Raw genomic sequence first — 12,417 nt, forward strand, 5'->3', positions numbered from 1 at the left:
AGCCGCGCATGCCACACGCTGCCCACCAGCAACAGCGCGGTCACGCCCCAGGCCGGCCAGACGTACGATGCGTAGCCGCCCATCATCAAAAAGGCGTGCAACGAGTCGAAGGCCATCGTTCCTCCACCGGCGCCGGGCACGCCGTGACTTGCCGCGTCGCCGACGGCATGGCGACCTCGGACTGCAAGATTGGATTATCCAACTGTATACAGGTTATGCCGATCAAATGTATACACCCTTGGCCGTTTCACCCCTCGCCGGCCAGCTCGCGCACCCAGCGCTTGGCGGACTCGCGGCGCAGGATCTCGTTGCGGGTGCGCATCACCAGCAGCGCCGCGAAGAAGGCGTAGAACCCCAGCAGCATCACCGCCAGCGGCAGCCACATCTCGGCGGGCATGGCCGGGCGCTCGGTGAGCGTGAAGGTCGCCGGCTGGTGCAGGGTGTTCCACCACTCCACCGAATACTTGATGATCGGGATGTTGACCACCCCGACCAGGGTCAGTACCGAGGCGGCGCGGGCACCGCTGTCGCGGCTGGCGAAAGCCCCGCGCAGGGCGATCACGCCGACATACAGGAACAGCTGGATCAGCATCGAGGTCAGGCGCGCATCCCACACCCACCAGGTGCCCCAGGTGGGCACGCCCCACACCGAACCGGAGAACAGTGCGACGAAGGTCATCGTCGCCCCGAAGGGGGCGGTCACCGCCGCCACCATGTCGGCCAGCTTGATCTTCCAGACCAGGAATACCAGCCCGGCGACGGCCATCAGCAAAAAGCACGACTGGGCGAGAATCGCCGCCGGCACATGCACGTAGAGAATCCGGAAGCTGTCGCCCTGCTGGTAGTCGGCCGGCGCGAAGAGCAACGCCCAGACGCTGCCCGTGCCCAGCAGCGTCAGCGCCGCCACCCACAGCGCGGGCTGCAGCCGGCCGCCGATGGCATAGAAGGTGCGGGGCGAGACCAGCTTGTGAACGAAGGACCACATGGTCGGCTACCTCAACCGTTGAGACTGATCCGCAGTGCCGCGGCGATCGCCCAGGGCGCGAGCATCAGCGCCAGGGCCAGCAGGGCGCCGAGCAAAGCCAGCCAGGGCGCGACGTCGCCGCCGAGGATCGCCACCTGCACCGCGCCGGCGCCGAAGATCAACACCGGAATGTACAGCGGCAGGACCAGCAACGACAGCAGTACCCCGCCCCGCGCGAGCCCCACCGTGAGCGCCGCGCCGATCGCCCCGATCAGGCTCAGACTGGCGCTGCCCAGCGCCAGCGAGATCGCCAGCACGCCATAGCTGCCCGCCGGCAGCGACAGGAACAGCCCCAGCAGCGGTGCCATCAGTGCCAGCGGCGCCCCGGTGAGCAGCCAGTGCACGGCGACCTTGGCCAGCACCAGGGCGGGCAGCGGCTGGGGCGCCAGCAGCAGCTGCTCCAGGCTGCCGTCGTCGTGATCGCCGCGAAACAGCGCATCCAGCGAGAGCTGGGTGGCGAGCAGCGCCGCCACCCACAACAGCCCCGGGGCGATCGCCGCGAGCCGTTCGGGGTCCGGCGAGATGCCCAACGGGAAGAGCGTGATCACCAGGGCGAAGAACACCAGTGGATTGATGATCTCGCCGCGGCGGCGCAGGGACAGCGTCAGCTCGCGCCTGACCGTCGCCACTAGTGCGACAACCAGGCCGCCACGGGGTTCGACGAGCCGCATCTCAGGCCGCCTCGCCGAGGCTCACGCGCCTCAGCGTGCCATGCCCGGGCAGGGCGTGATGGGTGGTCAGGATCACCCCGCCGCCCGCCGCGGCATGCGCCCACAGGCGGGCCTCGAGCGCCGCCACGCCCTCGCGGTCGATGGCGGTGAAGGGTTCGTCGAGGATCCACAGCGGCCGCGGCGTGAGTTCCAGCCGGCTCAAGGCGATGCGCCGCTGCTGGCCGGCGGAGAGCTGGGCCGCCGGCACGTCCTCGAAGCCGCGCAGGCCCAACGCCGCGAGCGCCGTCAGGCGACTCGCCGTGTCGCCGCGCTCGCCGTGCAGCGCCTGGTACCAGGCCAGGTTCTCCAGCGCGGTCAACGCCGTCTTGACGCCCGGCGCGTGACCCAGATAGAGGAGGTTGGCGAGGTATTCGGTGCGCACCCGACGCAGCGGGCGCTCGCCCCAGGCGAGTTCGCCCGCCTGGGGCGCCAGCTGACCGGCGAGGATCTTGAGCAGCGTCGTCTTGCCGCTGCCGTTGGGCCCCTCGACACGCACGATCTCCCCGGGGCCCACGCTCAGGTCGAGCCCCCGGAACAGCCAGCGATCGTCGCGTTCACAGGCCAGCCCGCGGCCCTCGAGGCGGAATGTCACGACGCCCTCTCCTTCACCCGTCCGCCCGGCACTGTACACGCAAAGCCCCCCAGCGACCAGCGCGCCCCGGCGCCGTCGGCAGAGCGTTGGCCGCCACGATACCCGCGCATTTGCCCGCTTCGCCGCGCTTGCTATGATGCCCGAGGCGGGTGCGTCCCGCCGCCCTGTCGCAGCCGATGGAGACGGTCATGCACGCCAGTCTGCCGCACTACCTGCAACGCCTGCCCAACCTGCCGCTCAACGATGCCGCCTGGGAAGAGGTCGACGCCACCGACCTGGTCGAGGTGCCCCTGCTCGGGCAGGTGGCCGCCGGCCTGCCGATCGAGGCCTGCCCCGACCAGAGCAGCGTCTCGATCCCCTCGCGCATGGTCCGCCGCAACACCTATGCCCTGCGCGTGCGCGGCAATTCGATGATCGACAGCAACATCCACGATGGCGACATCATCATCATCGAGCGTCAGGAAAGCGCCGAGAACGGCGAAACGGCGGTGGTGATGATCAACGACCAGGAAGTCACCCTCAAGAAGCTCTACATCGAGAAGAACGGGGTGCGCCTGCAGCCGGCCAACGCGACCATGCCGCCGATCTTCTTGAAGAACGACGACATCCAGGTGCTGGGGCTGGTCATGGGCGTGATGCGCCAGACCGACATCGCCGCCTGATGAGCTATCCGATTCCCGACCTGCCAGACGGCGAGACGCACGTCGCCGAGATCGAGATCGAACGCAGTCGCTTCATCGCCTGGGTCCGACACGCCCCCGACGTCGCCGCCTTCGAGGCGCTGCTCGCCGCGGCACGACAGCGCTATCCCGACGCCAGCCACCACTGCAGCGCCTTCGTCGCCGGCCCGCCAGGCGAGCAGACGGCGATCGGCTTCTCCGACGACGGCGAACCCGGCGGCACCGCCGGGCGGCCGATGTTCCAGGTCCTCGACGGCAGCGGCATCGGCCAGGTGGGCTGCGTGGTGACGCGTTACTTCGGCGGCACCAAGCTGGGCACCGGCGGACTGGTGCGCGCCTACTCCCAGGCCGTGCAGAAGGCGCTGGAAACGCTGCCGTGCTTCACCTTCACGCCGCGGCGCACGCTGCGCCTGGCCCTCGACTTCGCCGGCGAGGCCGAGGCGCGCGCCTGGCTGGCCGAACGCGACGTGCCGATCGACAGCGTGGACTACGGCCCCGACGGCGTGGTGCTCGGCGTGGGCTGGCCGAGCGATGCCGATGCCGACCTGAGCGCCCTCGAGGCGCGGCTCAAGGGGCGCCTGCGGCGCCTCGCCGACCCCGTCGAGGGCTGAACGCCCCGCACCGCTCAGCAAGCCCGGGACGACCTGCTAGAATGCCGGCGCATTGTCGTCGGACGAGGTCGCATCGTGCAGTCACTACGTTATCCGGGCCGTATCGGCCTGGCCCCCATGGAGGGCGTCATCGACGCCGTCACGCGCGAGTTGCTGACCCGCCACGAGGGACTCGACTGGACGGTGACCGAGTTCGTGCGCGTCGTCGACACGCGCCTGCCGCCCCGGGTCTTCTACAAGCACTGCCCCGAGCTCCGCGACGCCGCCGTCACGCCGAGCGGCGTGCCGGTCCACCTGCAACTGCTGGGCTCCGACCCCGAGGCGCTGGCCGCCAACGCGCGTCAGGCCCTGGCGCTGGGCGCCACGAGCCTGGACCTCAACTTCGGTTGCCCGGCCAAGACGGTCAATCGCCACGACGGCGGTGCCAGCCTGCTGCGCGACCCGCGGCGTGTCGAGCGTGCCGTGGCCGCGGTGGCCGGCGCCGTCGAGGGTGCCATCCCGGTGACCGCCAAGATCCGCCTGGGCTTCGCCGACCGGCGTCTGGCGCTGGCCTGCAGCGAGGCCGCCGAGGCCGGCGGTGCCCGTCACCTGGTCGTTCACGCGCGGACCCGCAACGAAGGCTATCGCCCGCCGGCCCACTGGGAGTGGATCGCCCGCATCCGCGCCCGGCTGTCGATCCCGGTGATCGCCAACGGCGACATCTGGACCCTGGCCGACTACTGGAAGGCCCGCAGCCTGTCCGGCTGCGAGGACGTGATGCTGGGCCGCGCGGTGCTCGCCGATCCGTTGCTGGCGCGGCGCATCCGCCACTGGCAGCGCACCGGCGCCGTGCTGCCGGCGACGCCTTGGGCCGAGCGTGCCGAGATCCTCACCCGCTACGCCGAACGCCAGCGCCAGGGCCTGCCGGACAAGGTCGTGGTCTCGCTGCTCAAGCAGTGGCTCAACATCATGCGCGGGCAGAACGGGGAGGCGGCTTCACGCTTCGCGACCCTGCGCCGCGAGACAAGGCTGACGGCGTTCCTCGAGGGGCTCGACGCGCCGTCGCTCGACGCCGCCAGGCAGGCCGGCTGACAGCGCCTTCGTCGGTCGCACAAACGTCAGGCAACAATCAGGCAAAAAAAAGGCGCGTCGATGGGCGACGCGCCTCGAACGACCGCCACGGGATACCCGGCTCGCGATGCCGGTCTCCCCATGAGCTGTCAAGGAAAAAATACGATACGACCAAGAAATCCGCCCTCCCCGAAGGGGAGGGCGGACTGGAAATCTGGCGCGCCCGGGAGGATTCGAACCTCCGACCACCTGATTCGTAGTCAGGTACTCTATCCAGCTGAGCTACGGGCGCTTGTCATGATTCGGCAGAGTCGCTGACGTCGACTAAGATGACGGGCGAGTTCGACCAAATGGGTGAAACGCCTTGGCGTTTCCGGGCAGTGGCAAGCGACATGCCTGACTACCGAGCGAAGGGAAGATGGCGCGCCCGGGAGGATTCGAACCTCCGACCACCTGATTCGTAGTCAGGTACTCTATCCAGCTGAGCTACGGGCGCTTGACTTGCCTCTTCACCGCGTCGATGTCCTTCATCCAAGACTCAATGCGCTTGAATGGCGGAGAGAGAGGGATTCGAACCCTCGATAGGGCTATAAACCCTATACTCCCTTAGCAGGGGAGCGCCTTCAGCCACTCGGCCATCTCTCCCTCATCAACACGGCGCGTAGGTTACCGTTTCTGTTGGTTCCTGTCCACCCTTGGCGAAAAAATTCTGCCGTCGAGCCGGCTTCGCTTCAGCGGTTAAACGCTCCCTGGTGCCGCTTCTTCACGAACGTTGCGGGGTCACGCCGATCAATCCTCGCGATTCACGCCATTCCCCCGCGGCCTTCACGTTCCCGATTCACTGCTGTCATCGGACCTTTCGCGCTGTATGCGCTGGTAGATCTCTTCACGATGCACGGAGACATCCTTCGGTGCATTGACACCAATCCGGACCTGATTCCCCTTCACACCGAGCACGGTGACGGTTATCTCGTCTCCGATCATTAAGGTCTCGCCGACTCGACGGGTCAGGATGAGCATGGCTGATCTCCTTTCAGACTTCTTCCAACGGGGTGCGCGCAACAGCTATGGTCCATAGAAGAAGCGCGGCCGTGATTATGCGCCATACGCTTCTATCAGGCCAACTCACCGCAACTCATGAGACCGCATAGTCACGTTGAATGAAAGCCCTGCCATGGACCATGGCGTATCCTTACACCCCTAGCGTAGAACCCCTGTTCGGTTCCGTGGGCCTCATTCGCTCTCCACGCTATCCTTGTCCAGCCCGAACGCCTTGTGCAAGGCACGCACCGCCAGTTCCATCTGTTTCTCGTCGATCACCACGGAGATCTTGATTTCCGAGGTGGAAACCATGCGGATGTTGATGTTCTCGTCGGCGAGCACCCGGAACATCTTGGACGCCACACCGGCGTGCGAACGCATGCCCACGCCCACCAGCGAGACCTTGGCGATGTTGTCGTCGGCACGCAGTTCGCCTTCGCCCAGCGACGGAATGATGTCGTTCTCGAGGATACGCTGGGTCTGCTTGAAGTCGCTCTTGTTCACCGTGAAGGTGAAGTCGGTGTAGTTGCCGGTCGGCGCGACGTTCTGGACGATCATGTCGACTTCGATGTTGGCGTCGGCGATCGGCCCCAGAATGCGCGAGGCAACCCCCGGCACGTCGGGCGTGTTGAGCAGGGTGAGCTTGGCTTCGTTGGCCGTGAAGGCGATGCCGGAAATCAGCGGTTCTTCCATGGAATCCTCTTCTTCATCTGAATCTGCGACGATCAGCGTGCCCGGGCCCTCTTCGAAGCTCGACAGCACGCGCAGCGGGACGTTGTACTTGCCGGCGAACTCGACGGCACGAATCTGCAGCACCTTGGAGCCCAGGCTGGCCAGCTCGAGCATCTCCTCGACGGTGATCTTCTCGAGGCGCTGAGCGCGCGAGCAGACTCGCGGATCGGTGGTGTAGACGCCATCGACATCGGTGTAGATCTGGCATTCGTCGGCCTTGAGTGCCGCCGCCAGGGCCACCCCGGTGGTGTCGGAACCGCCGCGACCGAGGGTGGTGATGTTGCCCTCCTCGTCGACGCCCTGGAAACCGGCCACCACGGCCACCTGACCATCGTCGAGGTCCTGGCGCACGTCCTCGGTGTCGATGCGCTGGATACGCGCCTTGGTATGGGCGCTGTCGGTCTGGATACCGACCTGGGCACCGGTATACGAGGTCGCCGCGACACCGAGCTTGTGCAGGGCCATCGCCAGCAGCGAGATGGTCACCTGCTCGCCGGTGGAGACCAGCATGTCCATCTCGCGCGGGGTGGGCTCGTCGTTGATCTGGCCGGCCAGCTCGATCAGCCGGTTGGTCTCGCCGCTCATCGCCGAGACCACGACCACGATCTGATGGCCTTCGTCACGGAACCGCTTCACTTTCTCGGCAACGGCCTTGATGCGCTCCACCGAGCCCACCGAGGTGCCGCCGAATTTCTGTACGTATAGCGCCATGGGTTGCCTATTGGTGTTGGGTTCATGAATGTCGAGCTAGTCCACCGCCGACCGGCCGGTCACCAGCCGGTCACGAGAAAGGGCCGCAGGCATCATGCCGCACGGCCCTTGCGAAGAGTCTAGCCCAGTTGTCGTTCGACCCAGCCGGGAACGCTGGCCAGGGCCTCGGGGAGCGCCGTCGGCTGGCTGCCGCCGGCCTGCGCCATGTCGGCGCGACCGCCCCCCTTGCCGCCGACCTGACCGGCGACGTGGTTGACCAGCTCCCCGGCCCGGACCCGCGCGGTGAGATCGTCGGTGACGCCGGCGATCAGGCTCACCTTGCCGGCCGCCTCGTCGGCCACGCCGAGCACCAGGATCCCGGAGCCCAGCTTGTTCTTGAGCTGGTCCATCAGGGTGCGCAGTTCCTTGCCGGACACGCCTTCGAGCTGCTTGGCCAGCACCCGGACCCCGGCGACCTCGTGGGTCTCGTCGAGCATGTCGCTGCTCGCCGCGCTGGCCAGCTTGGCCTTGAGCCGCTCGAGCTCCCTTTCCAGCGTGCGGTTGCGCTCGAGCAGCGATTCGACACGCGATTCGACCTGCTCGGGCTTGGCCTTGAGCCGCTCGCCGATCCGCACGAGGCGCGCCTCCTGGTCGCGGAAGTAGGCCAGCGCGCCCTCGCCGGTGACCGCCTCGATACGCCGTACACCGGCGGCCACGCCGGTCTCGGCGAGGATGTGGAAGGCGCCGATGTCGCCGCTGCGCGCCACGTGGGTGCCGCCGCACAGTTCGACCGAGAAATCGTCGGCGCCGATGGTCAGCACGCGGACGTCCTCGCCGTACTTGGCCTCGAACAGCGCCGCCGCGCCCCTGGCCTTGGCCTCGTCGAGAGTCATGTGCTCGATGCGGGTCGCGGCGTTGGCGAGAATCTCGCGGTTGACGATCGCCTCGATCTCGTCGAGCTGTTCCGCGCCGATCGCCTCGAAATGGCTGAAATCGAAGCGCAAACGCTCGGCGGTGACCAGCGAGCCCTTCTGCTGGACATGCTCGCCGAGCACCCGCCGCAGCGCCTCGTGGAGCAGGTGGGTGGCCGAGTGGTTGCGCATGGTCGCGGCACGCAGCGAGGCGTCGACCCGCGGCACGACCTGGGCGCCGACCTCGAGCGTGCCCTCGATCACCACGCCGTGATGCAGGTGGTGCCCGGCCTGCTTCTGGGTGTCGCTGACCTCGAAGCGCACGCCGTCGGCCTCGAGATAGCCGGTGTCACCCACCTGACCGCCGGATTCGCCGTAGAACGGCGTGCGGTCGAGCACCACCACCCCGCTCTGGCCGGCCTCGAGCGCCGCCAGGGCGTTGCCCTCGCCGTCGACGATAGCGGTGACCCGGGACTCGTCCTCGAGGCGCTCGTAGCCGGTGAAGGTGGTCTCGCCCTCGACGTCGACCGCCGCGCTGTAGTCGGCACCGAACTGGCTGGCCGCCCGGGCGCGCTCGCGCTGGGCCTCGAGTTCGCGCTGGAAGCCCACCTCGTCGAGGATCACGCCACGCTCGCGACAGATATCGGCAGTCAGGTCGAACGGAAAGCCGTAGGTGTCGTAGAGCTTGAACACCGTCTCGCCGGCGAGCACCTCGCCGTTCAGCTCGGCCAGCGCCGCCTCGAGCAGGCCCATGCCGTGGTCCAGGGTGCGCGCGAACTGCTCCTCCTCCTTGAGCAGGACCTTCTCGATCTGCTCGCGCGCCTTGCGCAGCTCCGGGTAGGCCTCGCCCATCTCGCCGTCGAGCGCCGCCACCAGCTTGTGGAAGAACGGCTCGCGGGCGCCCAGCTTGTGGCCGTGGCGCACCGCGCGGCGGATGATCCGGCGCAGCACGTAGCCGCGCCCCTCGTTGGAGGGCAGCACACCGTCGGCGATCAGGAAGGCGCAGGAACGGATATGGTCGGCGATCACCCGCAGCGACGGCGTCGCGGTATCGGCGTGGCCGATGATGCCGGCGGCCGCCTCGAGCAGGTTCTGGAACAGATCGATCTGGTAGTTGGAGTGCACGCCCTGGAGGACCGCGGCGACGCGCTCCAGCCCCATGCCGGTGTCGATCGACGGCTTGGGCAGCGGATTCAGGTTGCCCGCGGCGTCGCGATCGAACTGCATGAACACCAGATTCCAGATCTCGATGTAGCGATCGCCGTCCTCGTCGGGGCTGCCCGGCGGGCCACCGGCGACCTCGGGGCCGTGATCGAAGAAGATCTCCGACGACGGCCCGCAGGGCCCGGTGTCGCCCATCTGCCAGAAGTTGTCCTCGTCGAGCCTGGAGAAGCGCTCGGGGTCGACACCGATCTCCTCCTTCCAGATCTTCTCGGCCTCGTCGTCGCTGACGTGGACGGTGACCCACAGCTTGTCGGCCGGCAGGCCCAGGCGCTCGGTGAGGAAGGTCCAGGCGAAACGGATCGCGTCGCGCTTGAAGTAGTCGCCGAAACTGAAGTTGCCGAGCATCTCGAAGAAGGTGTGGTGGCGCGCGGTGTAGCCGACGTTGTCGAGGTCGTTGTGCTTGCCGCCGGCGCGCACGCAGCGCTGGGCCGAGGTGGCGCGCACGTAGGGGCGCGGGTCGCGGCCCAGGAAGACGTCCTTGAACGGCACCATGCCGGCATTGGTGAACAGCAGGGTCGGGTCGTTGTCGGGGACCAGCGAACTCGACGGCACGATGGTGTGCCCCTGCTCCTCGAAGAAGGTCAGAAAGGCCTGTCGGATGTCTGCGCTTTTCATAATGAGTCCATGGCAATGGGCTTTAGGCTTTTCCGAAAACGGACTGCGCTCGGCCATGCTCGCCCGACGCGATGGCACGAAACGTGCGCGAAGCGTGGCGGAAAATGACGGAAACAGGCCGTCCTGAGCCGTCGCAAGGCGCACTAGTATAACGCGTTCAGCGGGGGACTAAAGAAGGGGCGGCGTCGAGGCACGCCGGGAGGCGGCGCGCAGGACGTCGGAAAAACGGGTGGGCGGACGACGGCGATGCCGTCCGGGCGCTCAGTCGTCGGTGCCGTGCCAGGCGTGTTCGAGGGCGTGGCGGGTCTGCTCGGCATCGAAGCCCCGCTGAGCCAGGAAACGCTGCCGGCGGGCCCGTTCGCGCGGCGCGTCGCCGGGGCCGGCAAAGCGCTTGGCCAGCACCTCGCAGGCCAGGGCGTACCAGTCGCACTCGGCGTCGCGAAGGGCTTCGCCGATCAGTTCGTCAGCCACGCCGCGCTGGCCGAGTTCCGCACGGACCTTGACCGGCCCCTGGCCGCGCTGGACACGGCTGCGCACGAAATGCTCGACGAAGCGCGCATCCGACTGCAGCCCCTCCTCGGCGAGCCGGGCGATGGCCGCCTCGACCGTTGCCGGGTCGTGGCCCTTGGCGGTCAGGCGGCTGCGCAATTCGGCCGCGGCGTATTCGCGACGCGCCAGCAGGCGAATGGCGTCGTCGCGCGGCGTGGACGATGAATCAGCGGTCATGGCCAACGCTTACAGCAGATCGTTGTCGTCCTCGGCGGGCGCCTCGGCGGGCTCGGCCTCGCCCTCCTTGGCCTTGGGCTCCGGCGTGCTGAGCAGCTGGGCGCGGATCTGGCTCTCGATCTCCTCCATCACCGCCGGGTTGTCCTCGAGGTACTGGGCGGCGTTGGCCTTGCCCTGGCCGATCTTGTTGCCCTGGTAGCTGTACCAGGCGCCGGCCTTGTCGACCAGCTTGCACTGCACGCCCAGATCGACCACCTCGCCGGCGTGGTAGATGCCCTTGCCGTAGAGGATCTGGAACTCGGCCTGGCGGAACGGCGGCGAGACCTTGTTCTTGACCACCTTGACGCGGGTCTCGTTGCCGGTCACCTCGTCGCCCTGCTTGACCGAGCCGGTGCGGCGAATGTCCAGACGCACGCTGGAATAGAACTTCAGCGCGTTGCCGCCGGTGGTGGTCTCGGGGCTGCCGAACATCACGCCGATTTTCATGCGGATCTGGTTGATGAACACCACCATGCAGTTGGCGTTCTTGATGTTGCCGGTGATCTTGCGCAGCGCCTGGGACATCAGCCGCGCCTGGAGGCCGACGTGGGAATCGCCCATCTCGCCCTCGATCTCGGCGCGCGGCGTCAGTGCCGCCACCGAGTCGATGATGATCACGTCGACCCCGCCGGAACGCACCAGCATGTCGCAGATCTCCAGCGCCTGCTCGCCGGTGTCCGGCTGCGAGACCAGCAGATCGTCGAGATTGACGCCGAGCTTCTCGGCGTAGCTCGGGTCGAGGGCGTGCTCGGCATCGATGAAGGCACAGGTCTTGCCCTGCTTCTGGGCCTGGGCGATCACCGACAGCGTCAGCGTGGTCTTGCCCGAGGACTCGGGGCCGAAGATCTCGACCACCCGGCCCAGCGGCAGGCCGCCGATGCCCAGTGCGATGTCCAGGCCCAGCGAGCCGGTGGACACCGAGGGCATGGTGACCCGCGGGGTATCGCCCAGGCGCATCACCGTGCCCTTGCCGAATTGCCGCTCGATCTGCGACAGCGCCGCGTTGAGCGCCTTGGAACGATTCTCGTCCTGTGCCATGAAAGGCCTCCTGAAAACGCGTGAAAGCCGCTCCAGCGCGACGGCATTCGGCCCCATTGGCCCGCCTCGACTGGTCTGGCTCGCTTACTGTATGGTTGAACAGTATTATGGCGAAAAAATCGTCGCGCGCCTATCCCTCGCCCGGTCTTTAATTACGCGAGGCCGGCCCTTCGACAGCCGCTTCCAGCCGGTCGATCAGGCCGGCCAGCGCTACGCGTACCGCCTGCTCGCGGACGGCCCGGCGATCGCCGGCGAGGTGGTGGCATTCGCTGTCCGCCCCGGCGGCGTCGCCCCAGGCGAACCAGACCGTGCCCACCGGCTTGTCGGGCGTGCCGCCGTCGGGCCCGGCGACGCCACTGATGGCTACCCCCAGCGTGGCGCCGCTCTCCCGGCAGGCCCCGACGACCATCGCCTCGACGGTCTCGCGGCTGACCGCGCCGTGACGCTCGATCGAGGCCGCCGGCACCCCCAGCAGGCGCGTCTTGGCGGCGTTGGAATAGGTCACGTAGCCGGTTTCGAAACAGGCGGAACTGCCGGCGATGTCGGTGATCGCACTGGCCACCCCACCACCGGTGCAGGACTCCGCGGTGGTGACCGTGGCGCCGCGCGCCAGGCAGGCACGCTTGAGGCGTTCGCCGAGGGTCGCGAGATCGAGACGGCTCAGGGAATCGTCGTGGCTCACCGAAAGGCTCCTTGGCGGTTGACGGCGACAGCTTAGCAGACCCGACCGCCGA

At 67.8% G+C, this 12,417-nt stretch carries 13 protein-coding genes and 3 tRNA genes; 3 read left to right on the top strand and 13 right to left on the bottom strand.

Features of this window, described 5'->3' with window-relative positions; genetic code table 11:
• From ccmD to ccmA, 4 genes are all read right to left on the bottom strand, one after another.
• A partial coding sequence (gene ccmD, locus D0901_RS13310; protein ID WP_129140794.1) for a heme exporter protein CcmD occupies positions 1–116 on the bottom strand: 116 nt, incomplete at its 3' end.
• 131 nt (positions 117–247) lie between these two features.
• Positions 248–985: a heme ABC transporter permease gene (locus D0901_RS13315; RefSeq protein WP_129140795.1), complete on the bottom strand. Its 738-nt coding sequence runs from the start codon at positions 983–985 to the stop codon at positions 248–250.
• Positions 986–996: 11 nt separating this feature from the next.
• On the bottom strand, positions 997–1,695 hold the full coding sequence (gene ccmB, locus D0901_RS13320; protein WP_129140796.1) for a heme exporter protein CcmB: 699 nt from the start codon (positions 1,693–1,695) through the stop codon (positions 997–999).
• Between the two features lies 1 nt (position 1,696).
• Complete coding sequence (gene ccmA / locus D0901_RS13325) at positions 1,697–2,299, bottom strand: cytochrome c biogenesis heme-transporting ATPase CcmA (RefSeq protein WP_425256177.1); 603 nt, start codon at positions 2,297–2,299, stop codon at positions 1,697–1,699.
• A gap of 215 nt (positions 2,300–2,514) precedes the next feature.
• Between ccmA and lexA the strand changes: the two genes are divergently transcribed.
• From lexA to D0901_RS13340, 3 genes are all read left to right on the top strand, one after another.
• Positions 2,515–2,988 (top strand): transcriptional repressor LexA, encoded by a 474-nt coding sequence (lexA, locus tag D0901_RS13330; RefSeq protein WP_129140798.1) that lies wholly within the window; start codon positions 2,515–2,517, stop codon positions 2,986–2,988.
• Entirely contained in the window at positions 2,988–3,617 is a 630-nt protein-coding gene (locus D0901_RS13335; protein ID WP_129140799.1) for an IMPACT family protein, read from the top strand. Before lexA ends, D0901_RS13335 begins: the two co-directional genes overlap by 1 nt.
• A 117-nt stretch (positions 3,618–3,734) precedes the next feature.
• Positions 3,735–4,688, top strand: coding sequence for a tRNA dihydrouridine synthase (locus D0901_RS13340; protein ID WP_129140855.1), 954 nt, complete (start codon positions 3,735–3,737; stop codon positions 4,686–4,688).
• Between the two features lie 194 nt (positions 4,689–4,882).
• Here the strand turns inward: D0901_RS13340 and D0901_RS13345 are convergent.
• The 9 genes from D0901_RS13345 to D0901_RS13385 form a co-directional block, all read right to left on the bottom strand.
• Positions 4,883–4,959, bottom strand: a tRNA-Arg gene (locus D0901_RS13345).
• Between the two features lie 127 nt (positions 4,960–5,086).
• Positions 5,087–5,163: transfer RNA gene (locus D0901_RS13350), tRNA-Arg, on the bottom strand.
• A gap of 56 nt (positions 5,164–5,219) precedes the next feature.
• A tRNA-Ser gene (locus tag D0901_RS13355) sits at positions 5,220–5,312 on the bottom strand.
• Between the two features lie 180 nt (positions 5,313–5,492).
• Entirely contained in the window at positions 5,493–5,687 is a 195-nt protein-coding gene (gene csrA / locus D0901_RS13360; protein WP_129140800.1) for a carbon storage regulator CsrA, read from the bottom strand.
• Positions 5,688–5,900: 213 nt separating this feature from the next.
• Positions 5,901–7,151 (bottom strand): aspartate kinase, encoded by a 1,251-nt coding sequence (locus D0901_RS13365; protein ID WP_129140801.1) that lies wholly within the window; start codon positions 7,149–7,151, stop codon positions 5,901–5,903.
• A 119-nt stretch (positions 7,152–7,270) separates the two neighbouring features.
• Entirely contained in the window at positions 7,271–9,880 is a 2,610-nt protein-coding gene (alaS, locus tag D0901_RS13370) for an alanine--tRNA ligase (protein ID WP_129140802.1), read from the bottom strand.
• Between the two features lie 261 nt (positions 9,881–10,141).
• Entirely contained in the window at positions 10,142–10,606 is a 465-nt protein-coding gene (locus D0901_RS13375; protein WP_203234873.1) for a regulatory protein RecX, read from the bottom strand.
• Between the two features lie 9 nt (positions 10,607–10,615).
• Positions 10,616–11,683, bottom strand: coding sequence for a recombinase RecA (recA, locus tag D0901_RS13380; protein WP_129140804.1), 1,068 nt, complete (start codon positions 11,681–11,683; stop codon positions 10,616–10,618).
• A 148-nt stretch (positions 11,684–11,831) separates the two neighbouring features.
• On the bottom strand, positions 11,832–12,365 hold the full coding sequence (locus D0901_RS13385) for a CinA family protein (RefSeq protein ID WP_233440429.1): 534 nt from the start codon (positions 12,363–12,365) through the stop codon (positions 11,832–11,834).
• Between the last annotated feature and the right edge of the window lie 52 nt (positions 12,366–12,417).

Source organism: Modicisalibacter coralii, assembly GCF_004117855.1.
Classification (GTDB): domain Bacteria; phylum Pseudomonadota; class Gammaproteobacteria; order Pseudomonadales; family Halomonadaceae; genus Modicisalibacter; species Modicisalibacter coralii.